The organism is Sphingobium sp. WR1, assembly GCF_059693745.1.
The window spans coordinates 364,302-384,834 of record NZ_JCATID010000001.1; the positions used below are offsets into that span (position 1 = coordinate 364,302).

Annotated in this window: 19 protein-coding genes; 10 read left to right on the top strand and 9 right to left on the bottom strand. The window is 65.0% G+C overall.

The window, feature by feature from the left end; translation table 11 throughout:
* Nucleotides 1–5: 5 nt before the first annotated feature.
* Nucleotides 6–1,154, bottom strand: coding sequence for a serine hydrolase (locus AC58EF_RS01860; protein WP_497274010.1), 1,149 nt, complete (start codon nt 1,152–1,154; stop codon nt 6–8).
* A gap of 176 nt (nt 1,155–1,330) precedes the next feature.
* Here AC58EF_RS01860 and AC58EF_RS01865 point away from each other — a divergent pair, with 176 nt between their 5' ends.
* Entirely contained in the window at nt 1,331–2,170 is an 840-nt protein-coding gene (locus AC58EF_RS01865; protein ID WP_497274012.1) for an alpha/beta fold hydrolase, read from the top strand.
* Nucleotides 2,171–2,318: 148 nt separating this feature from the next.
* Here the strand turns inward: AC58EF_RS01865 and nadB are convergent, their stop codons facing one another.
* The 3 genes from nadB to AC58EF_RS01880 are packed head-to-tail and all read right to left on the bottom strand — an operon-like array spanning nt 2,319 to nt 5,308.
* Entirely contained in the window at nt 2,319–3,923 is a 1,605-nt protein-coding gene (gene nadB, locus AC58EF_RS01870; RefSeq protein ID WP_497274013.1) for an L-aspartate oxidase, read from the bottom strand.
* A gap of 18 nt (nt 3,924–3,941) precedes the next feature.
* Nucleotides 3,942–4,382 (bottom strand): endonuclease domain-containing protein, encoded by a 441-nt coding sequence (locus AC58EF_RS01875; RefSeq protein WP_497274015.1) that lies wholly within the window; start codon nt 4,380–4,382, stop codon nt 3,942–3,944.
* On the bottom strand, nt 4,382–5,308 hold the full coding sequence (locus tag AC58EF_RS01880; RefSeq protein WP_497274017.1) for an ABC transporter ATP-binding protein: 927 nt from the start codon (nt 5,306–5,308) through the stop codon (nt 4,382–4,384). The genes AC58EF_RS01875 and AC58EF_RS01880 overlap by 1 nt, the downstream gene beginning before the upstream one ends.
* A gap of 146 nt (nt 5,309–5,454) precedes the next feature.
* On the opposite strand from AC58EF_RS01880, the gene fumC reads away from it, so the two are divergent.
* The 4 genes from fumC to gmk all read left to right on the top strand — a co-directional run bounded on the left by fumC (nt 5,455) and on the right by gmk (nt 9,127).
* Entirely contained in the window at nt 5,455–6,840 is a 1,386-nt protein-coding gene (gene fumC / locus AC58EF_RS01885; RefSeq protein ID WP_497274019.1) for a class II fumarate hydratase, read from the top strand.
* 49 nt (nt 6,841–6,889) lie between these two features.
* Nucleotides 6,890–7,240 carry a hypothetical protein gene (locus AC58EF_RS01890; RefSeq protein ID WP_497274020.1) on the top strand — a complete coding sequence of 117 codons (351 nt, stop codon included), beginning with the start codon at nt 6,890–6,892 and terminating at the stop codon, nt 7,238–7,240.
* 120 nt (nt 7,241–7,360) lie between these two features.
* The gene (locus tag AC58EF_RS01895) at nt 7,361–8,404 is read left to right on the top strand and encodes an acyltransferase family protein (RefSeq protein WP_497274022.1); all 1,044 of its coding nucleotides are present in this window, start codon (nt 7,361–7,363) and stop codon (nt 8,402–8,404) included.
* 57 nt (nt 8,405–8,461) lie between these two features.
* A complete protein-coding gene (gmk, locus tag AC58EF_RS01900) occupies nt 8,462–9,127 on the top strand; it encodes a guanylate kinase (RefSeq protein ID WP_497274023.1) in 666 nt (221 codons plus the stop codon).
* Nucleotides 9,128–9,228: 101 nt separating this feature from the next.
* On the opposite strand, the gene AC58EF_RS01905 is transcribed toward gmk, so the two are convergent.
* The 3 genes from AC58EF_RS01905 to AC58EF_RS01915 all read right to left on the bottom strand — a co-directional run bounded on the left by AC58EF_RS01905 (nt 9,229) and on the right by AC58EF_RS01915 (nt 12,373).
* Entirely contained in the window at nt 9,229–10,212 is a 984-nt protein-coding gene (locus tag AC58EF_RS01905) for a class I SAM-dependent methyltransferase (protein ID WP_497274181.1), read from the bottom strand.
* 100 nt (nt 10,213–10,312) lie between these two features.
* Nucleotides 10,313–11,215, bottom strand: a complete 903-nt coding sequence (gene lgt / locus AC58EF_RS01910; protein WP_497274025.1) for a prolipoprotein diacylglyceryl transferase — start codon at nt 11,213–11,215, stop codon at nt 10,313–10,315.
* A gap of 66 nt (nt 11,216–11,281) precedes the next feature.
* Entirely contained in the window at nt 11,282–12,373 is a 1,092-nt protein-coding gene (locus AC58EF_RS01915; RefSeq protein WP_497274027.1) for a phytase, read from the bottom strand.
* Nucleotides 12,374–12,460: 87 nt separating this feature from the next.
* Here AC58EF_RS01915 and AC58EF_RS01920 point away from each other — a divergent pair, with 87 nt between their 5' ends.
* Complete coding sequence (locus AC58EF_RS01920) at nt 12,461–14,842, top strand: TonB-dependent receptor plug domain-containing protein (RefSeq protein ID WP_497274029.1); 2,382 nt, start codon at nt 12,461–12,463, stop codon at nt 14,840–14,842.
* Nucleotides 14,843–14,912: 70 nt separating this feature from the next.
* Here AC58EF_RS01920 and dmeF read toward each other — a convergent pair whose 3' ends face one another.
* A complete protein-coding gene (gene dmeF, locus AC58EF_RS01925; protein ID WP_497274030.1) occupies nt 14,913–15,887 on the bottom strand; it encodes a CDF family Co(II)/Ni(II) efflux transporter DmeF in 975 nt (324 codons plus the stop codon).
* Complete coding sequence (locus tag AC58EF_RS01930; RefSeq protein WP_497274032.1) at nt 15,884–16,156, bottom strand: metal/formaldehyde-sensitive transcriptional repressor; 273 nt, start codon at nt 16,154–16,156, stop codon at nt 15,884–15,886. The genes dmeF and AC58EF_RS01930 overlap by 4 nt, the downstream gene beginning before the upstream one ends.
* Nucleotides 16,157–16,233: 77 nt before the next feature.
* On the opposite strand from AC58EF_RS01930, the gene crtY reads away from it, so the two are divergent.
* Genes crtY through AC58EF_RS01950 form a run of 4 tightly spaced genes read left to right on the top strand, consistent with a single transcriptional unit; the run spans nt 16,234 to nt 20,443 of the window.
* Complete coding sequence (gene crtY / locus AC58EF_RS01935) at nt 16,234–17,382, top strand: lycopene beta-cyclase CrtY (RefSeq protein WP_497274034.1); 1,149 nt, start codon at nt 16,234–16,236, stop codon at nt 17,380–17,382.
* Nucleotides 17,382–18,863, top strand: a complete 1,482-nt coding sequence (locus AC58EF_RS01940; RefSeq protein ID WP_497274036.1) for a phytoene desaturase — start codon at nt 17,382–17,384, stop codon at nt 18,861–18,863. Before crtY ends, AC58EF_RS01940 begins: the two co-directional genes overlap by 1 nt.
* 4 nt (nt 18,864–18,867) lie before the next feature.
* Nucleotides 18,868–19,449 carry an LOG family protein gene (locus tag AC58EF_RS01945; protein WP_497274038.1) on the top strand — a complete coding sequence of 194 codons (582 nt, stop codon included), beginning with the start codon at nt 18,868–18,870 and terminating at the stop codon, nt 19,447–19,449.
* Nucleotides 19,450–19,492: 43 nt separating this feature from the next.
* Nucleotides 19,493–20,443, top strand: coding sequence for a phytoene/squalene synthase family protein (locus tag AC58EF_RS01950; RefSeq protein WP_497274040.1), 951 nt, complete (start codon nt 19,493–19,495; stop codon nt 20,441–20,443).
* The last annotated feature ends 90 nt before the right edge of the window (nt 20,444–20,533 follow it).

Below are 20,533 nucleotides of genomic sequence, written 5' to 3' on the forward strand. Positions count from 1 at the left end.
CGTCTTCAGCGTCTCTCGTGATTGGCTGCCACCGCCTTGGACACGGCCTGCATCAGCGCCCAGCGTTCGGGAATCGACACGGTGGTCGACCCGATCATCACCGCCACCGCATAGCTGGTGCCGTCGGGCGCGGTCATGATGCCGATGTCGTTATAGCCGGTCGAGCGCGGCGGCAGTTCCTGCCCCGTGCCGGTCTTGTGCAGATAGGACCAGCCCGGCGGGACGCCGCCTTTGATCCGCTGCGGCCCGGTCTTGGCTTCCGACATGATCGACATCAGCAGCCGTGCCGAGGCGGAGGACAGCATGTCGCCCTCCTTCAGCTTCGCCAGCGCCCGGACGATCGAGGCGGGGGCCGCACCATCCGGCGGATTGGCCAGATAATTGTCGAGCGCCTTCACCCGCACCGACATGGGCAGACGCGATCGGGCGGCGTAGAAATTGCGGCCGATCGAATAATCCTGCCGCCAGTCCATGCCCGCCGTCGCCGACTGCAACAGCCGCTCGCCCGGGCCAAAGCGGATATCCTTGATCATCCGCCGCGCCAGGAAGCCGCGCACCGCCTCCGGCCCGCCGACCGCGCGCAGCAGCGTGTCGTTGGCGGTATTGTCGCTCTGCGTCATCGCCCGGCGCATCAGGTCCGAATAGCTGGTGGTCCAGCTGCCGTTTTTGAGCATCGCCGCCGACGGCTGGTGGAACAGGGTCAGGTCGTTGCGCGTGATGGTGGCGGTGTCGGCCAGGCGCAGTTTGCCCCGGTCGACCGCGTCGAGGAAGGTCATCGACACCCACAGTTTCGACACGCTCTGCTGCGGGAAGAGGACGTTGCCGTTCCAGGCCACGGTCCAGTCGGCGCCGATGCGGCGGACGGCGATGCCGACCTTGCCATGGAAGCTTTGCCCCAGGTTGCGCACGACATTGACCAGCGCGGGTGGCGGCGTTTCGCGCTGGTCGATGTCGCGATAGGGCTGGGGCGGATTGGCGACCGGGCGGATCGGCCAGCTGTTGGTCGTGGGCTGGGCGCGACCGGGCAGCGGCTTTTGTGGGACAGAGGCGGCGGCTTGCGCCCGGCGCGGTTCCGGCGCGCTCACACAGGCGGACAGCGCCGCCATCAACAGCACCAGGCGCGCTGACCCGCCCCGGCTCATCTTCGATCTCATCGTCTTCCCCGCACTCGCTCGTGACCTAAGGGATGGTCCTGCCATCCGTTCCGGCAAGGCCCGTGCGACGAATGATTCCACAAATGCGATGTAAGGAGGCTGAACGATGCAACCCTTTGATCGAAGGCAGGGATCGCTCAGTTGCGGTTCAGCGGCGGACGGGCAATAGCGACGGCATGACGAACGGACTGGACAGGCGGGCGCTGCTGCTTGGCGCATTGGCAGCGGGGATGACGGCAAGCGGCGGCGCGGTATGGGCTGCGCCCTTCGCTTCGCGGCGGATTGCCATGACCGTGCGCGGCGCAGGACGGGACGTGTTGCTGATCCCCGGCCTCGCCAGCGGTCCCGGCATCTGGAACGGGGTGCTCGGCGCCTTGCCGGACTGTCGCTTTCACCTCGTCCATGTGCGCGGCTTTGCGGGTCTGGCGCCCGAGGCCAATGCCAGCGGCCCGCTGCTCCAGCCGATCGCCGACGAAATTGCGCGCTATATCGCCGCCGCCGGGTTGAAGCGCCCGGCCGTCGTCGGCCACTCGATGGGCGGGACACTGGCGATGCTGCTGGGCCTCCGGGGCATTGCGAGCCGGGTCATGGTGGTCGACATGCTGCCTGCCGGCGCGGCGATGGTCGGCGGCACGGCGAACGGCCTCGGCTTCCTCGCCGACCAGCTCAGCGGCTATCTGACCGGCACGGCGGCGGGGCGTCGCTATCTGGCGCAGATGGTCGCGCAGGCGCCCGGCGCGACGAACAGCGACCCCGACGTCATCGCCAACGCGCTGCGCGATCTCGCCAATATCGACCTCGGCCCGCAGCTTTCGCGCCTCGCCGCGCCGCTGGAGGTGGTCTATGCGGTCGGATCGGACGCGCAGCAGGCTGCCGCGATCACAAGCCGCTTCCGCGCCGCCTATGCGCCCAAGAGGAATGTGCTGCTCAAGGCGATCGGCCCCAGCGGACATATGGTGATGGGCGACCAGCCCGCCCGCTTCAACGCGGCGCTCAAGGATTTTCTCGCCCTTTGACGCCGGTTGAACGGTGACGCGGCGTCCTCCCGGACCCGTGCCAAAAATTTATCCTGACGTTCGTTCGTTTCGAGCGAAGTCGAGAAACAGGAAGCGCAGTTCTGGCCGCCTGTCGATTTCGCTCGAAGCGAACGGAGAGGGACAGCCTCTAAGGCGTCAGCACCGTGTCCACGGCCGTCTCCAGCGTTTCCGGAAAGTCCAGCGTATAGTGCAGCCCCCGGCTTTCCTTGCGGTGGAGGGCGGATCGGACCACCAGCCGCGCGACCTCCAGCAGGTTGCGCAGTTCGATCAGGTCCGGCGTCACGCGGAAATTGCCGTAATAGTCATCGACCTCCTTCGCCAGCAGGTCGATGCGGTGCTGCGCGCGCTCCAGCCGCTTGGTGGTGCGGACGATGCCGACATAGTCCCACATGAAGCGGCGGATTTCCTTCCAGTTATGCTGGACGATGACTTCCTCGTCGCTGTTGGTGACGCGGCTTTCGTCCCATGGCCGGATCGGCGGCGGCGCGGGCAGCGCGTCCCAGTTCGCCCGGATATGCCTGGCCGCCGCCTCGCCGAAGACGAAACATTCCAGCAGCGAATTGGACGCCAGGCGATTGGCGCCGTGCAGACCGCTTTCGCTCACCTCGCCCGCGGCATAGAGGCCGGGCAGGTCGGTGCGGCCGTCCAGGTCGATGACCACGCCGCCGCAGGTATAATGCTGCGCCGGGACGACCGGGATCGGCTCCTTCGTGATGTCGATGTCCAGGTCGAGCAGCCGGGCGTAGATGGTCGGGAAGTGGTGCTTCACGAATTCCGGCTCCTTGTGACTGATGTCCAGATGAACATAGTCGAGGCCCAGCCGCTTGATCTCATGGTCGATCGCACGCGCCACGATGTCGCGCGGCGCCAGTTCGGCGCGGGGATCGAAGCGCGGCATGAAACGCTCGCCGCCGCCGGGCACGCCGGGGGGGAGCTTCAGATGCCCGCCTTCGCCGCGCACCGCCTCGGTGATCAGGAAATTCTTGACCTCCAGATTGTAGAGGCAGGTCGGGTGGAACTGGTTCATCTCCATGTTGGACACGCGGCAGCCCGCGCGCCAGGCCATGGCGATGCCGTCGCCGGTCGCCCCGCGCGGCGCCGTGGAAAAGAGATAGGTGCGCCCCGCGCCGCCCGTGCACAGGATCGTCGCCCGCCCCAGCAGCGCGTCCACCCGCTTGGTCTGCTTGTTGAAGGCATAGACGCCCCAGACATGGCCGTCGCCCGAATAGCGCTCGCCATGGCGGGAGGTGATGAGGTCGATCGCGACCATATCCTCCATCAGGGTGATGTTGGGATTGGCGCGTGCGGCCTTGAGCAGCGCGACCTGCACCGCATGGCCGGTCGCGTCGTCGACATGGACGATGCGGCGATGGCTGTGTCCGCCCTCGCGCGTCAGGTCCCAGCGCTTGCCAAAGGCTTCGCCGCCATTGAAGGGGACGCCGAGATCCGCGAGCCGCTCGATCGCGGCGGGCGCTTCGGAGACGACGAATTCCACCGTCTCGCGATTATTGAGGCCCGCGCCGGCGACCATCGTATCATGGACATGCGCCTCGAAACTGTCACCCGCGTCGAGTACAGCGGCGATGCCGCCCTGCGCCCAGTTGGTGGACCCGCCATCGAGCGCCCCCTTGGCCAGCACCAGCACCTTGCGGTCCTGCGCGAGGTTGATGGCGGCTGTCAGCCCCGCCGCGCCGGAGCCGATGATGACGACGTCATGGGTGGTGGTGGGCATTATTCTACTATTTCTTACCTACTCCCCTCCCGCAGGCGGGAGGGGTTGGGGGTGGGCCTGCGCAAGGATCGCCTGGATGTGCGACACCACGCCTTCGAGATTCGTCATCACATCGTCATTGGCAATACGCAAGATTTTGAAGCCGAGCGAACGGCAATAGCTGTCGCGCCGACGATCGTGCTTGACACTTTGATCGTGGCTCATGCCGTCGAGTTCGATGATGAAATTCAATTCACGGCAGAGAAAGTCGGCGAAGTAAGGCCCCACCGGCATCTGGCGGCTGAATTTATGCCCTAATTTCCGACCTTTCAAACATTGCCAAAGCAATTGCTCTGGGGTGGTGGCGCTATTGCGTGCCTCCTTGGCGCGGGCAGTTGCGCGCTGCTTGAAAGGTCGCGCAGGCCCACCCCCTGGCCCCCTCCCGCCAGCGGGAGGGGGAACTGGATGGGTATCATCCATCACGCCGCCGCCGTCAGGTTCAGGAACACATCCTCCAGGTCGGGGTCGCGCGTCACCACGTCGACGATGGCGAGGCCGTTCGCCTGCACCGCGCTCAGCACCTGGCCCGCATTGGCGCGGTCCTTCATATAGGTGATGGTCAGCGTCCGCTCGCCCGACAGTTCGACCTTCTCGAAACAGGGGGCGTCTGGCGCCACCGTCACGTCGCGGTCGACCGTCACCTGCACCACCTTCTCCTGCGCCATGGCGATCAGTTCGCGGGTCGGCTTGTCGGTGATGACCCTGCCATGGTTGATGATGCCGATCCGGTCGCACAGCTCCTCGGCTTCCTCCAGATAATGCGTCGTCAGCACGATGGTCACGCCCATGGCGTTGAGTTCGCGGACATAGGCCCAGAGCTGCTGGCGCAATTGCACGTCGACGCCGGCGGTCGGCTCGTCCAGTACCAGGATGGGCGGGCTGTGGACCATCGCCTTGGCGACCAGCAGGCGGCGCTTCATGCCGCCCGAAAGGGTGCGGGCATAGGCGTTGGCCTTGTCCTCCAGATGGACCGCGCGCAACAACTCCATCGACCGGCGCCGGTCCTTTGGCACGCCATAGAAACCGGCCTGATTCTCCAGCGTCTCGAGCGGGGTGAAGAAGGGATCGAAGACGATTTCCTGTGGCACGATGCCGATCGAATTCTTGGCGTTGCGCGGATTGACGTCGATGTCGAAGTCCCAGATGCGGACATCGCCCGCCGTCTTGTTCACCATGCCGGCGAGGATGTTGATCGTGGTCGACTTGCCCGCGCCGTTCGGCCCCAGCAGGCCGTATATCTGGCCGCGCGGGATGGTGAGGTTGATCCCGTCGAGCGCGCGCTTGCCGCCCTTGTAGACCTTGGTGAGGTTGCGGATCTCGATGGCGGGGGTGGCGGTGTCGGTCATGGCTGATCTCTATGGGGATCGAAGGCGGCGAAAGGAAGGGGGCTGATTGCCATAGACCCCATCCTTTCGAACAGCCCTTGGATTTTGGCAGTTTGGCCCTACATGGGAGCCAGTATTTGCGACCGATTCTTAACTGGGAGTCCTCAATGTCCGCTACCCGCACCGAAACCGACAGCATTGGCGCCATCGAGGTTCCGGCCGACGCATATTGGGGGGCGCAGACGCAGCGCAGCATCGAGAATTTCCCCTTCGGCGCGACCGAGCGGATGCCGATCGGCATCGTCCATGCGCAGGCGATCGTGAAGCAGGCGGCGGCGCGGGTGAACGCTAAACATGGCCTCGACCCGAAGATCGTCGCCGGGATCGAGAATGCCGCGCAGCAGATCGTCTCGGGCGCGCTCGACGACCAGTTCCCGCTCGTCATCTGGCAGACCGGATCGGGCACCCAGACCAACATGAACGTCAATGAGGTGATCGCCGGCTATGCCAATGAACAGCTGGCCGGCACGCGTGGCGGCAAGAGCCCGGTCCATCCCAACGACCATGTGAATATGAGCCAGTCGTCGAACGACAGCTTCCCGACCGCGCTGCATGTCGCCACCGTGCTGGCGACGCGCGACCGGCTGATCCCCGCGCTCGAAAGGCTGACCGGCGCGCTCACGGCCAAGGCGAAGGCCTGGGATCATATCGTCAAGATCGGCCGCACTCATACGCAGGATGCCACCCCGCTCACGCTGGGTCAGGAATTTTCCGGCTATGCCGCGCAGCTGGTGAGCGGCCGGGCACGGATCGAGGGCGCCCTCAACGGCAATATCCGCAAGCTGGCGATCGGCGGCACGGCGGTCGGCACCGGCCTCAACGCGCCCGAAGGCTGGGCGGACGACATGGTGGCGGCGATCAGCGACATCGCCGGCACGCCGTTCGAAAGCGCGCCCAACAAGTTCGAGCAACTCGCCGCCAAGGACGGCCTCGTCTTCTTCTCCGGCGCGCTCAACACGCTGGCGGTGGCGCTGACCAAGATCGCCAACGATATCCGCTTCCTGGGGTCGGGGCCACGTTCGGGCCTGGGCGAACTGGACCTGCCCGCCAATGAACCGGGCAGTTCGATCATGCCTGGCAAGGTCAATCCGACCCAGTGCGAATCGCTGACCATGGTGGCGGCGCAGGTGATCGGCAATCATCAGGCGGTGACGGTCGGCGGTATGCAGGGCCATTTCGAACTCAATGTCTTCATGCCGCTGATCGGCGCCAATGTGCTGCGCTCCATCCACTTGCTCAGCGTCGGCATGGAAAGCTTCGCCGAACGCTGTGTCGACGGGCTTGTGGCCAATGAGGGGCGGATCGCCGAACTGGTCGACCGCTCGCTCATGCTGGTGACGGCGCTGGCGCCCGAAATCGGCTATGACAATGCCGCCGCCATCGCCAAACATGCCCATAAAAAAGGGCTGACGCTCAAGCAGGCGGGCCTTGAATTGGGGCTGGTTGACGAGCCGACCTTCGACCGGCTGGTGCGGCCCGAAAATATGGTCTGATCCAGATCAACATGGCGGAACCGGCGGGCGTGCGATACATTGATCCGGTATGAAAAAGAAAGCGCCCGCTCCCGCCGCACCGCTGGTGACGATCCGTCCGCCGAAAAAGGCGGGGCTGCTGCGCAAGGTGGCGCGGGTCGGCGCGACCGTCGTGGCGGCGCGGGTGGCTGCGGACACTGGCAAGAAGGGCGTGATCGGCCTGCTCGCCGGCGCCGGGGCGAAGCGACTCATCATGCGCTATCCCGCCGGCGCGTTGTTCGTGACCGGCGCCTATATGGCGGGCAAGCTCTATGAGGCGAAGCGCGAGGCGAACCGGAAGCGCGCGATCAAGGCGCTTCCCGACGGCAGCGCTAAACCGATATTGATGGACGAGGCCCGGAGGCGCCGGAGCAAGCGCTGACGCGCTCTGCGGCAATCCGTGCCGATTCCCCTATGGTTCGATCCCGACCGCTATATTCTCCGTCATGCACAAAACATAAGCTCCTGGCATATTTGCGGGAACATTGCCGATGGAGTTCTGATGCGTGAAGCTGCCGCCGTGGCCGAAAATGATGTCGTAAGCGCGGCGCGGCCGGCACGGGAACGGCAGCTATGGATGGACCTGCTGCGGGGCATCGCCATCCTGATGGTCATCGTCTTTCATTCCGTGACCATATTGGAACGCCAGCGCTATGCCGTTCCGCCGCTCATGCATGACTTCAACCAGCTGTTCGTCCTCTACCGGATGCCGACCCTGGTTTTCCTGTCCGGTCTGCTGCTGACCGCGTCCTTCAACAAGGGGATCGTGCTGTATCTGGTGGGCAAGGGGCGGCGGATTTTCTGGCCGCTGCTGGTCTGGTCGTTTATCTACGCGACGATCATCGGCCCGCCGGTGGATGGCGTCGGGCAGCTTGGCAAATATCTGACCGGGCAATCCTATCTCTGGTTCCTGACCTTCATCCTGGTCTATTATCTGGTGGCCATTCCACTGCGCCGGGTGCCGCCGCTGGCGATAGCGGCCGTCGCCTTCGTCATCGCCGTCCTTGCCCCGGACGGCACCAAGAATGGCGAGCGGCTATTCTACCTCATGTCCTTTTTCTTCCTGGGCGCATGGGTGGGCTGCCACTGGACGATCTGGATGCGTGCGCTTCGGGCGCGCGCGGCATTGCTGGGTTGGGTGGTGGTGATCGCCTCGTCCATCGCCTCGGTCGCCTTTGAAATCAGCTATGGCCCGGTCTATGCCGTCCCGGCGCTTTGCTTCATCCTTACGGTCAGCGCGACGGCGTTTCGGATACAGTCCGAACGCTGGTGCGCGCCGTTGATCTTCATCGGGCAGAATTCGCTGATTTTCTACGTCTCCCATTTCACTATCATCTATCTCGTCATCGGCCTGTGCCGCCGGATGGGGCTGGAGGCCGAAGTCGCTGCGATGGCGGCCTTCCCGACCGCGCTGTGCGCCGGGATGCTGCTGGTGCTGGCCGCGCACAGGAGCCGGATCGTCAATCTGCTGTTCGTCGCCCCGCCGCCGCCGCGTCAGCTTGTCGGGGCGTTGCAGGCGGTGGAGCGGCGCTTCGTCCCGGCCTGACGGCCCGACCGCTCCCTCCCCTCTTGCAAATCGTCGGCGGGGGCGTCACTAGCGGTCATGGCCGACAGCTTTCCTACCGAAACGCCCGATTTCAAGCGCCGTGGCGTGCTTTTCGTTCTCTCCTCGCCTTCGGGCGCGGGCAAATCCACCATCGCGCGCAAGCTGCTCGCCGCCGAACCGGACCTGTCGATGTCGGTGTCCGCCACGACGCGACCGATGCGGCCGGGCGAAGTCGAAGGCAGGGATTATCATTTCGTCGACCTGGAGGAATTTCGCCGGATGACGGCGGACCATGAATTTCTCGAATGGGCGCATGTCTTCGGCCAGCGCTACGGCACGCCCCGCGCGCCGGTGGAAGCGATGCTGAAGTCGGGCAAGGACGTGCTGTTCGACATCGATTGGCAGGGCGCGCAGCAGCTCCACCAGATCGCCGGCGGCGACGTGGTCCGCATCTTCATCCTGCCGCCCTCGATGGAGGAGCTGGAACGCCGCCTGCGCGGCCGCGCCACCGACAGTGACGACGTGATCGAGGCGCGCATGTCCCGCGCCGCGGGCGAGATCGCCCATTGGGACGGCTATGACTATGTGCTCTGCAATGTCGATGCGGAGGATTGCTTCCGGCGGGTGCAGACCATCCTCCACGCCGAACGCATGAAGCGCAGCCGCCAGACCGGCCTGATCGGCTTCATCCGCAAGCTCAGCCGCTATCATCAGGAGGATTGAGGGGAGCTTGTCCCCACCGCCGTTCGTTTCGAGCGAAGTCGAGAAACGGCAAGGGTAAGCTATCCGCTTCTCGACACGCTCGAAGCGAACGGCCGTTCATACTATGTCTCGAATCCCGCCGGGTCGGCCCAATCGGGATGCGTCCAGGCCATGGCCTTGAACAGGGTGCCCATCGCCTGCCCGTCGGTCAGGCGGACGCGCGCGGCCTCCACCTCAGCGGCGCGGGCCGGCGCACTGCGGGCAAGCTGGTCGGCACGCGCGTCGATGCCGAGCTGGCGCAGGAAATCGCCCTGACCCACCGGACCATGGACGCGCAGGCCCGCCTGCCGCGCCATATTGCCCAGCATGGTGAAATCGACATGGGTGGTGAGGTCCACCTCCCCCGGATCGGCGAAGGGATCGGCGAACTTGTGCGCCTTGACTGCCTGCAACGTGTCGCCCAGCGCCGGCCCTTCATAGCCATAATCGATCAGGATCGCCGCGCCGCCCTGCCTGGCGATACGTTGGGCGAGCGCATAGGCGATCTCCGCGCCGACGATCGGCGATTCGATGATCGCGCCGTCGGGCGCTTGCGCCGCCAGCGGCGGCAGGCCCGATTCGATGCGGCGATAGCCGGCGACCGGAATGAAGCGGCCTTCCTCCTCGCGTGCGATCACCACGCGCTCGCGCCATTCGTCACCGACGCGAATGCATTGACGGACGGGGAGGGCATCGAAAAATTCGTTGGCGACGACCAGCAACGGCCCCTTTTCGGGCAGGCTGTCGATGCTGTCATGGTGGATCACATGGGGCAGCAACGCGCTTTGCCGATCGCGCAGGGTGGGACTGGTTTCGACCAGATGCGTCTTGGGCGCGAGCGCCGCGCGCTCCATCGCCCGCAGCGCGTCCGCCGCCAGCGTGCCGCGCCCCGGCCCCAGCTCGACATAGGCGGCGTCTGGCCGCAGTCCCGATCGCATCCACATATCTGCCAACGCCAGCCCGACCAGTTCGCCGAACATCTGGCTGATCTCCGGCGCGGTGGTGAAGTCGCCCTCCGCGCCCAGCGGGTCGCGGGTGGCATAATAATGCTGGTTCGCCTCACCCATATAATGGGCGACCGAGATCGGCCCGCCCGAGGCGATCTGCCGCGCCAGCCGCTGCGCTAGCGGCAGATCGCCGGCTGACGCCTTTTCAGCCGACACTTTTTCAGCTGACACTGGCGCTGCCGGCCACCGGCTCGACGCGCAGGCGGCGGCCCTTGGCGGTGACGATCAGGTAGAATCCGCCCAGGATCATCGGGACGCAGAGCCACTGGCCCATATGCAGGCCGGTGCGCGCGGCGAATTCCATCAGCTGGGCGTCGGCCTCGCGGAAATATTCCACGCCGAAGCGGAAGCAGCCATAGCCGAAGACGAAGATGCCGACGAGCATACCGGGCTTGTAGCGCGCCCTGGTCCGCCAGAAGGCGAAGGCGAGGATCAGGAACAGGACGACGCCCTCCAGCGCGGCTTCGTAAAGCTGGCTGGGGTGACGGGGGAAGGGGCCGCCGGTCGGGAAGATGATCGCCCAGGGCACGTCCGTTTCCTTGCCCCACAATTCGCCGTTCACGAAATTGGCCAGCCGGCCGAAGAAGAGGCCGAAGGGCACGACGCAGGCGACATAGTCATGGATGCGCAGCCAGCTCAGCTTTTCCTTCCACGCCATGTAGAGGATGCCGATCGACACGCCCGCCGCGCCGCCGTGGAAGGACATGCCGCCGTTCCACAGCTTGAAAATGTCGATCGGATTGCGGAGAATTTCGGGCTGGTAGAAGATCACATAGGCCAGCCGCCCGCCGATGATGATGCCGAGCGTCGCGTAGAAGATCATGTCGTCGGCATGGCGGCGCGCCATCGGCGATCCCGGCTGGGCGACCAGCTTCAGCAGATACCAGTAGCCGACCAGGATGCCGGCCAGATAGGCGAGGCTGTACCATTTCAGCGTGAAGAAGCCGAGGTCGAGGGCAACGGGATTAAGCCCCAGATCTTCAAAGCGGATGGCGCTCGAAGCGGCGGCGGCAAGGTCCAGGATCAAATCGGCTTCCCTCTGGTTGGACAGGCCTGATCCCATAGAGCATGGGATTGCCAAGACCAAGAGGGTGCGACAAGGCCGGGGCACATGCCCCGGCCCTTTGCTTCATTGGGGCAGGCCAAGCGCCTTCACGATATCGTCCCACGCGACCAGCTTGAAATTCTGTGCCGCCGCTGCATTGTGGCCGTCCTGCGCGATGAACAGGCCGCCGGGATAGGCCGGGCCGAAATCGCCCAGCATCAGTTCGATGCCGTCGGTTTCCTCCGACCCGCCAATGGCGCCATCGACCACGCGGAAGCGGCCGACATAGCTGTCGTCGCTCATCTTGTAGACGACATAGGCGTTGTCGCCCTGGCTGGAAACGAGGACATAGCCGTCCTTTTCCCCGATCGGCGCAATCGCGACGCCTTCGGCATCCATGACCAGATTCTTGCCGTCCGCCGCCGCGATCTTCGTGGGCGCGGTCGATCCGGTCGCGCGCGCGTCGAAGCGCCACAGGCCGACATCCTCCTCCGCCACATAGAGGATATGGGTGCGGTCATCGACGGCGCAGCCTTCCGACTGGGTGCCCAGCTTCATGGTGCGGACGATCCTGCCGGTCGGCGTCGCGCCGGATGCGTCGATCGCGACCTGGTTGATGGTCCCGTCCTTCAGCACGATGAAGGCGGACAGGCCAGCTTCGTCGCGGCCAAGACAGATGCCATAGGCCTCGCCCCTGCCGCCCTCGACCTTGCCGATCGCGGTCAGCTTCGCCGTGGCGGGATCGAGCCGGAACAGGGCGACCCTGGCATTGGCAAGATCGTTGCGATCCGATGCAGCGACGAGGATGCCCTGCGTGCCGTTGATCGCGACGCCATCCTTCAGATCGACATTGTTGACCCGCCCCGCGTCCAGAAAGTCGCGGGTCTTGCCGTCCAGGCCATAGACGTAAAGGCCGGCCTTCTTGTCGGTGCCGACGATCAGGCTCTGCGCGGGATCGGCGGCGTTGCGCCAGATGGCCGGATCGTCCGCCGCGTCGGCATTGGGCGTGCCGACCGGCGTGGTTTCGCCGCGCGCGGTGACGTTCACGGCGGGGGTGGCGTTGGCGATGCGGGTTTCGACCGGAATTTCCTGCTCGACGGTGGCGCAGGCCGCCAATGTCATCAAAGTGAAACAGGAAATCATCGAACTGTAATATTTATTACGCGATCCGGTCATGAATAACTCCTAGCCGCCCTTTTCGACGGGTCAGATACAAGAAATGATCCGATGGTCAATTTATCTTCACGACATAAGGGGGCTTATATGGTCGCGAATAAGTGGCTTATGCTTGGATGTGCGTCGCTGGCGTTCCTTTCTACTAACGCTTTTGCTCAGACGCCCGCGGCATCGGACGATATTGCCAAGACCGACGGGCCGATCACCCAGGCCGCCGACATCGTCGTCATTGCCGGCATCGGCTATCGCGATCGCACCGACACGCCCGAGCCGGTGCTGAAATATGGCACCGACTATTTCCAGCGTTTCGAACCGCTGACGGCGGGCGATGCGCTCAAGCGCGTCCCGTCGGTCACGTTCCTGTCGGACGTGATCGAAAGCGACGCGCCGCAGATGCGCGGCCTTCCGCCGGGCTATACCCAGATCCTGATCAATGGCGAGCGCGTGCCGGGTTCCTCGGCTGACCGCAGCTTCTTCATGGACCGTATTCCGGCCGAACTGATCGACAGCGTCGAAATCGTCCGCTCCTCCTCCGCGCGCCGCACCGGCGATGCGATCGCGGGCACGCTTAACATCAACCTGCGCGACGGCTATGAACTGAACGGCGGCTATGTCCGCGCCGGCGGCCTCCTCTATGACGACAATGAACTGGAACCCAGCCTCGGCTTCGTCTGGGGCGGCGCGGTCGGCCCCGGCCGCCTGCTGCTGGGCGGCAACCTTCAGGGCCGCCACAATCCGAAGAAGAAGGAAAGCCTGCGCTACGGCGATTCGCCAGAAAACAACCCCGATTATGCCACCGACGATTTCGACAATCGCGAAGACCAGACCGACACCCGCGACGGCAAGGATTACAGCTTCAACGGCAGCTATGAGATCGACGCGGGCGACACCAATTTCAAGCTGAACGGCTTCTATGTGAAGACCGACCGCACCGAAACCGAGCGCAGCTTCGAATATAATGCCGTCACCGGCAATTACGGCCCCGTCTCTGTCGATGACGAGGACGACACGACGCCCCGCCTGCTGAGCGACAACGCGAACGTCGCAAAGATCGACCAGGAAAATTACTCGATCGACGGCAAGCTGACCCAGAACTGGTCGGCGGGCAAAACCTCGCTGCGCGTCGGCTATGCCAAGTTCATCGAGGACCGCACCGAAACCGAATATCAGATCAGCTTCGAAGGGGATGAAGCGGAGTTCGAGGGTGCGCTGACCCAGACCGACATCAAGGACCAGGAATTTTCGGTCAAGCTGGAACATGAAATCCCGCTGGGCGAGACGATGAAGTTCGTGTTCGGCGGCCTCTACCAGGACAAGACCCGCCGCACCGGCATCTTCGAAGCCGAGTCCGACGATAATGAGGAACCGACTTTTGCCTGGGATCAGTTCGCCGGCAATCCGACCTCGCTGGCAGGCCCCTGGGAGGATTTGGAAGCCACCGCCGGCGGCGACAGCCGCATCAAGGAAAAGCGCCGCGACGGCTTCGCCCTGGTCGAGGGCGACACCGGCAGCCTGAAGTGGGAAGCGGGCCTCCGCTACGAACATACCAAGGTCCGCACCACCGACTTTACGGTGGACGAGGATATCGCGAACCAGTCCAACAGCTATGGCAAGTTCCTGCCCTCGGCCTCGTTCAAGCTGTCGCTCACCGATCGCGACCGCATCATCGGTTCGGTCGCCCGCACGCTGCGCCGTCCGCAATTCGACTATATCCTTCCCGCGACGCTGGAAGAGGAAGTGGGCGACAGCGATCTGCTGGGCAATCCCCAGCTCGACCCCGAAACCGCCTGGGGCTTCGACATCGGTTACGAACATCGCATGGGGACGCGCGGTATCGTCGGCGTCAACTTTTTCTACCGCAAGGTCAAAGACCTGATCGAGCTGGTCAACACCGGCGAGTTCGGGTCGGAAACGGATCTGGGCGATCCGGCGAATCCCGAGGACGATGAGATCACCTGGGTCTACCAGCCGCGCAATGTCGGCGACGGCAAGGTCTATGGCATCGAGTTCGACCTGTCGACGGACCTGGGCTTCATCGGCCTGCCCAATACCGGCCTGTTCGGTAACGCCTCCTGGCTGGACAGCGAGATCACCGACGAGCTGGGCAAGCGCCGCTTCAACAACCAGTCGAAATATGTCTATAATTTCGGCTTCATCCAGGACTTCCCGACCTTCGGCGCGGCCTTCGGCGCGACCTATCGCAAGCAGGGCGCGGCCTTCAGCCGGGTGATCTCCGAAGAAGTCACCACCACCTATGGCGCGGAACTGGAAGTCTTCGTCGAAAAGCGCTTCGGCAAGAAGTTCACGATCCGCGCCGTCGGTTCCAACCTGCTGAACGGCGCCAAGAAGGAGGCGTTCAACAAGTTCGACAATCTGGACGACCAGATCGGACGCGACTTCGACGAATATGAGCTGGAAAGCGAAAAGGCCGGACCGGTGTTCCAGATCATGGCGCGCATGGCCTTCTGATCGACCGAACCGGACCATGATGGAAAGGGGCTGCGCGTCGCGCGGCCCCCTTTTTCGTGGGATGGAGCGGTCAGCCGCACTCCACCGTGACATGCTCCATACGCGGCAGGGCGCGCACCCGCTTGCGGACCGCCATGCCGTCCGCCCCCGGGGCCAGGCTGATGATCGCGGCATGGGCATGGGGGCCGATACGCCAGACATGAAGGTCGCGGATGGTCGCGCCCTCCGCCTCCGCCTCGCGCCGCACGGTCGCCATCAGCGCCGGTTCGGCGGTGTCGAGCAGGATGGCGGCGGTGTCCTTCATCAGGCCCCAGGCCCAGCGCGCGATCACGACCGCGCCCAGCAGGCCGACCGCCGGGTCCATCCACCACCAGCCCAGATAGCGCCCGGCCAGCAGCGCGGCGATCGCCAGCACCGACGTCAGCGCGTCGGTCAACACATGGACATAGGCGGCGCGCAGATTATTGTCGGCATGGCCATGCTTGTGGTCATGCCCATGGTCATGACCCAGCAGCAGGGCGCTGATGATGTTGATGACCAGGCCGATGACGGCGACCAGTGTCGCTTCACCGAAAGCGACATGGATCGGCTCGAAGAAGCGCAGCGTCGATTCGACCGCGATGAACAGGGCGGTGACGCCCAGCAGCAGGGCGGAGGCGAAGCCGGCCAGATCGCCGACCTTGCCGGTGCCGAAGGTGTAGCGCGGATTGCGGGCATGGCGCCGGGCATAGCCATAGGCCGCGGCCGCCACCGCCAGCGCGCCGGCATGGGTCGCCATGTGGAAACCGTCCGCCAGCAAGGCCATGGAGCCGGTCAGCCAGCCGAAGACGATCTCCACCACCATCGTCGCGGCGGTCAGCCAGACGACCCAGAGCGTCCGCTTCGCATTCTGGTCGTGGCCGGCGCTCAGATAGATATGGTCGAAATAATGGCTTTCCTCCGCATCGTCCGAAGGGACGGCGGGGGCGGGATCATGGTGATGATGTTCGTGATCATGATGTTCGTGGCTGTGTCCATGCCGGCTATGGTCGTCGTGCATCGTCATTTCCCGTAACGGCGGATCAGCGCCAGCATTTCCTCGGACGCGGCGGTGCGCGCTGCGTCGGACAGGCCGGGGCGGGCGACATGCTCGCGCATATGCTGTTCGATCAGCTCCTCCATCAGGCTGCCGACTGCCCCGCGCACGGAGGCCACGAGCTGGAGCGTTTCCGAACAGCCCGCGTCGCCCGTCAGCTGCCGCTCCACGGCGGCGACTTGCCCCGCGATCCGGCGCACCCGCGCCAGCAATTTGTCTCGATCCGCGATAATGTGCATAGGATACCCCCCTATACTATATTCCACGCGAAGCCAAGGGGGTGGATCGGCGGGCGCGACTTGTCCTAACAGGGGATATGGCGAACGAACCGGACTGCGACCTGGCGATCATCGGCGGCGGCCTGGCCGGCGGGCTGATCGCGCTCGCCTTCGCGGCGCTGCGGCCGGAGGTGCGGCTGCTGCTGGTCGAGCAGGGGGAGCAGGTCGGCGGCAACCATATCTGGTCCTTCTTCGACGGCGATGTCGCATCGAAGGACCGGTGGCTGGTCGATCCGCTGGTCGCGCACCGCTGGGCGCAGGGGCATGAAGTGCGCTTTCCCGGCCATGATCGCCGTCTGGCGACACCCTATAACAGCGTCGAGACTGTCCAGTTCGCTGTCCATCTTGGTCGCGTGCTGGGCGACCGTTTGCTGACCGGAGCCGAGGTGACGGCGCTGTCGCCCAAGGGCGTCACCCTCGCCGACGGGCGGACGATCGGCGCGGGGGCGGTCATCGATGCGCGGGGGGCGGGGGACCTGTCGGCGCTGCGTTGCGGCTGGCAGAAATTCGTCGGCCATGCGCTGCGCTGCGACGCGCCCCACGGGATCGACCGGCCGATCATCATGGACGCGACGGTCGCGCAGCAGGACGGCTATCGCTTCGTCTATCTGCTGCCCTGGGATGATCGGACGATCTTCGTCGAGGACACTTATTACAGCGACAGGCCCGATCTGGACGTGCCGATGCTCGACGCCCGGATCGCGGATTATGCGCGGGCCAGGGGCTGGCGCGCCGATGTCGTCCATCGCGAACAGGGCGTGCTGCCCGTGGTCCATGGCGGGGATTTCGACCTTTACTGGCCGAAGCACGACCCCGTTGCGCGCGCGGGCGTCCGGGCCGGGCTGTTCCAGCCGATGACCGGCTATTCGCTACCCGACGCGGTGCGATTCGCGCTCTGGCTCGCCGACCAGCCGCTGGACAATCTCGCGCCACGGACCCGCGCCTATGCGGCCGCGCACTGGCGGCGGGGCGGCTATTACCGGCTGCTGGGCAGGATGCTGTTCGGCGCGGCGCAACCGGACCAGCGCTGGCGCATCTTCGCGCGCTTCTACCGGCTGCGCCCGGCGTTGATCCAGCGTTTCTACGCCGGGCGATCGACCGTCGCGGACCGCATCCGTATCTTGTGTGGAAAGCCCCCCGTGCCCATAAGGGGCGCCATGCGAACAATGTGGAATCCGCCCGCCTGATGAACAGGACCGCGATCGTCATTGGCGCGGGCTTTGGCGGCCTGGCGCTTGCCATCCGTTTGCAATCGGCCGGTATCGCCGCCATATTGGTCGAGGCGCGCGACCGGCCGGGCGGGCGCGCCTATATGTGGGAAAGGGACGGCTTCACCTTCGATGCCGGCCCGACCGTCATCACCGATCCCGATTGCCTGGCTGAACTGTGGCGCCTGTCGGGGCATGACATGGCGCAGGATGTCAGTCTCGTCCCGGTATCGCCGTTTTACCGGCTCAATTGGCGCGACGGCACGAATTTCGATTATTCGAACAACGAAGCCGCGTTGCGGGTGGAAATCGCCAAGCTCGATCCGAACGATGTCGCCGGTTACGAGCGCTTCTGCGACTATGCCGCCGGCGTCTATGAGGAGGGCTATCGCAAGCTCGGCTCGGTCGCCTTCCTCGATTTCGCCTCCATGGTCCGTGCCGCGCCCGCGCTCGCCAGGCATCAGGCCTGGCGATCGGTCTATTCGGTCGTCGCGGCCCATGTGAAGAATGAGAAGTTGCGCGAGGCGCTCTCCTTCCACACGCTGCTGGTCGGCGGCAATCCGATGAAGACCAGCGCCATCTACGCCCTGATCCACAAGCTGGAGAAGGATGGCGGCGTCTGGTTCGCCAAGGGCGGGACCAACCGGCTGGTGCAGGGGATGGCGACCCATTTCGAACGGCTGGGCGGCACGCTGCGCCTGGGCGACGCGGTGACGCGGATCGAAACCTATGGCGACAGGGTGACGGCGGTCCATACCGCATCGGGCTGGCGCGGGGAGGCGGACGCGATCGCCACCAATGCCGACCTGATGCACAGCTATCGCGACCTGCTGGGCCATCATCCCCGTGGGCAGAAACAGGCGGACAGGCTCAGCCAGAAGCGCTGGTCGCCCAGCCTGTTCGTGCTGCATTTCGGCATCAAGGGCAGCTGGCCCGGCATTCCGCACCATATGATCCTGTTCGGGCCGCGCTATGAAGGGCTGCTGACCGATATCTATGATCATGGCGTGTTGCCGCAGGATTTCTCGCTCTATCTGCATCATCCGACCGTCACCGATCCGTCGATGGCGCCGGCGGGGCATTCGACCTTCTACGCGCTCGCCCCGGTGCCGCATATGGGCAAGCTGCCGATCGACTGGGATCAGTTCGGGCACGCCTATGCCGAACGGATTCTGGACGAGATCCAGCACCGGCTGATTCCCGACATAAGATCGCGCATCGTCACCCGGTTCCACTATACGCCGCGCGATTTCGGGCGCGATCTGAACGCGCATCTTGGCAGCGCTTTCAGCCTGGAGCCGCTGCTGACCCAGAGCGCCTGGTTCCGTGCGCATAATCGCGATGATGTCATTCCCAATCTATATCTGGTAGGGGCCGGCACCCATCCGGGCGCGGGCATCCCCGGCGTGGTGGGCAGCGCCAAGGCGACCGCGGCGCTGATGTTGCAGGATTTGGATTGAGACTATGAAGAGACTGGCGGTGTATTGCGGGTCGGCGACGCCGGCCGATCTGACCTATATCGATGCGGCGCGGCATGTCGGGCGCACCTTGGCGCAGCGCGGCATCGGCGTCGTCTATGGCGGCGGGCGGCTGGGCCTGATGGGCGCGGTGGCAGATGCGGCGCTGGAGGCGGGCGGTGAGGTGATCGGCGTTATCCCCGAGGCGCTGGTCGGCGCGGAGGTCGCGCATCGCGGCTGCACGGAACTGCATGTCGTCCAGACCATGCACCAGCGCAAGCAGCTCTTTACCGACTTGTCGGACGGCTTCGTGACCTTGCCGGGCGGCGTCGGCACGATGGACGAATTGTGGGAGGCGATCAGCTGGGCGCAACTGGGCTATCACAACAAGCCGGTCGGCCTGCTCAATGTAGCGGGCTTTTATGACCAGCTGATCGGCTTCAACCGGCAGATGGTGGAGGCGGGCTTCATCCGCGCGCAACATGCCGGGATCATGATCCACGAAGACAGCATCGAGGCTTTGGTCGACGCCATGGCCGCTTATCAGCCGCACGAAACCATTTTCGCGATGAGGGCGGCGCGGCTCTGAAATTATAATTCCCCTCCCGCTTGCGGGAGGGCATGTCCTGAACATGCCTTCCGATCTTCCCGACCGCGCTGCCCTTGTCGCCCATGCCCGCGACAGCATCGCACGCGGGTCCAAATCCTTCGCCATGGCGTCAAGGCTGTTTGACCGGGTGACGCGCGAGCGGGCCTGGTTGCTTTATGCCTGGTGTCGCAAATGCGACGATATTGCCGATGGACAGGATCATGGCGGGACGCTGACCGGCGTAGCGGATGGCCAGGCGCGGCTGTCGATGATGCGGGTGCTGACCGACAAGGCATTGCATGGCGCGCCGACCGGCGACCCGGCCTTTGATGGCTTCGGCGTCGTGATGCGCGAATGTGCGATCCCGACCCGCTACGCCCATGACCTGATCGAGGGCTTCGCGCTCGACGCGCGCGACTGGCGGCCGCGCAGCGAGGCCGACATGCTGCGCTATTGCTATCATGTCGCGGGCGCCGTCGGTTGCATGATGGCGGTGCTGATGGGCGTCGACCCAAATGATTGGGCGACGCTCGACCGGGCCTGCGACCTGGGCCTTGCCTTCCAGCTCGCCAATATCGCCCGCGACATCAGCGAGGATGAGGCGGCCGACCGCTGCTATCTGCCGGAGGAATGGCTGGTCGAGATGGATATTCCGCCGGGTGAGCATATGAAGCCCTGGGTCCGGCCGCGTCTGGCGATCCTGGCGCGGCGGCTGGCCGACATGGCCGCCGCCTATGAGGAGAGCGCGCGTCACGGCACCGGCGCGCTGCCGCCCCGGGCGGCCTGGGCGGTGTTGGCCGCCGCCGGTATTTACGGCGACATCGCCCGTCAGGTGGCGCGGCGCGGCGAACATGCCTGGGACCATCGCGTCGTGACGTCCAGACGCGACAAGCTGGGCTGGGTCGCGCGCGCGGCGCTTCAGGTGCCCGGCCGCGCGCGAAGATGGCCGGCAGACAGGCCGCGCCCCGCAACGCTCTGGACCCGCCCAGCCTGACCAAAAAAAAAGAGGGCCGATGCTTTCGCACCGGCCCGAGGCATGTTCGCAGGAGGAACAAGGTGAGGCGGGCGGGCCATGTCCCGGTCG

Excerpts from the sequence above, each read along its gene's own strand:
- AC58EF_RS01860 (WP_497274010.1), bottom strand. The coding sequence starts at position 1,154 with ATGAGATCGAAGATGAGCCGGGGCGGGTCAGCGCGCCTGGTGCTGTTG.
- AC58EF_RS01865 (WP_497274012.1), top strand. The coding sequence starts at position 1,331 with ATGACGAACGGACTGGACAGGCGGGCGCTGCTGCTTGGCGCATTGGCA.
- nadB (WP_497274013.1), bottom strand. The coding sequence starts at position 3,923 with ATGCCCACCACCACCCATGACGTCGTCATCATCGGCTCCGGCGCGGCG.
- AC58EF_RS01875 (WP_497274015.1), bottom strand. The coding sequence starts at position 4,382 with ATGGATGATACCCATCCAGTTCCCCCTCCCGCTGGCGGGAGGGGGCCA.
- AC58EF_RS01880 (WP_497274017.1), bottom strand. The coding sequence starts at position 5,308 with ATGACCGACACCGCCACCCCCGCCATCGAGATCCGCAACCTCACCAAG.
- fumC (WP_497274019.1), top strand. The coding sequence starts at position 5,455 with ATGTCCGCTACCCGCACCGAAACCGACAGCATTGGCGCCATCGAGGTT.
- AC58EF_RS01890 (WP_497274020.1), top strand. The coding sequence starts at position 6,890 with ATGAAAAAGAAAGCGCCCGCTCCCGCCGCACCGCTGGTGACGATCCGT.
- AC58EF_RS01895 (WP_497274022.1), top strand. The coding sequence starts at position 7,361 with ATGCGTGAAGCTGCCGCCGTGGCCGAAAATGATGTCGTAAGCGCGGCG.
- gmk (WP_497274023.1), top strand. The coding sequence starts at position 8,462 with ATGGCCGACAGCTTTCCTACCGAAACGCCCGATTTCAAGCGCCGTGGC.
- AC58EF_RS01905 (WP_497274181.1), bottom strand. The coding sequence starts at position 10,212 with ATGGGTGAGGCGAACCAGCATTATTATGCCACCCGCGACCCGCTGGGC.
- lgt (WP_497274025.1), bottom strand. The coding sequence starts at position 11,215 with ATGGGATCAGGCCTGTCCAACCAGAGGGAAGCCGATTTGATCCTGGAC.
- AC58EF_RS01915 (WP_497274027.1), bottom strand. The coding sequence starts at position 12,373 with ATGACCGGATCGCGTAATAAATATTACAGTTCGATGATTTCCTGTTTC.
- AC58EF_RS01920 (WP_497274029.1), top strand. The coding sequence starts at position 12,461 with ATGGTCGCGAATAAGTGGCTTATGCTTGGATGTGCGTCGCTGGCGTTC.
- dmeF (WP_497274030.1), bottom strand. The coding sequence starts at position 15,887 with ATGACGATGCACGACGACCATAGCCGGCATGGACACAGCCACGAACAT.
- AC58EF_RS01930 (WP_497274032.1), bottom strand. The coding sequence starts at position 16,156 with ATGCACATTATCGCGGATCGAGACAAATTGCTGGCGCGGGTGCGCCGG.
- crtY (WP_497274034.1), top strand. The coding sequence starts at position 16,234 with ATGGCGAACGAACCGGACTGCGACCTGGCGATCATCGGCGGCGGCCTG.
- AC58EF_RS01940 (WP_497274036.1), top strand. The coding sequence starts at position 17,382 with ATGAACAGGACCGCGATCGTCATTGGCGCGGGCTTTGGCGGCCTGGCG.
- AC58EF_RS01945 (WP_497274038.1), top strand. The coding sequence starts at position 18,868 with ATGAAGAGACTGGCGGTGTATTGCGGGTCGGCGACGCCGGCCGATCTG.
- AC58EF_RS01950 (WP_497274040.1), top strand. The coding sequence starts at position 19,493 with ATGCCTTCCGATCTTCCCGACCGCGCTGCCCTTGTCGCCCATGCCCGC.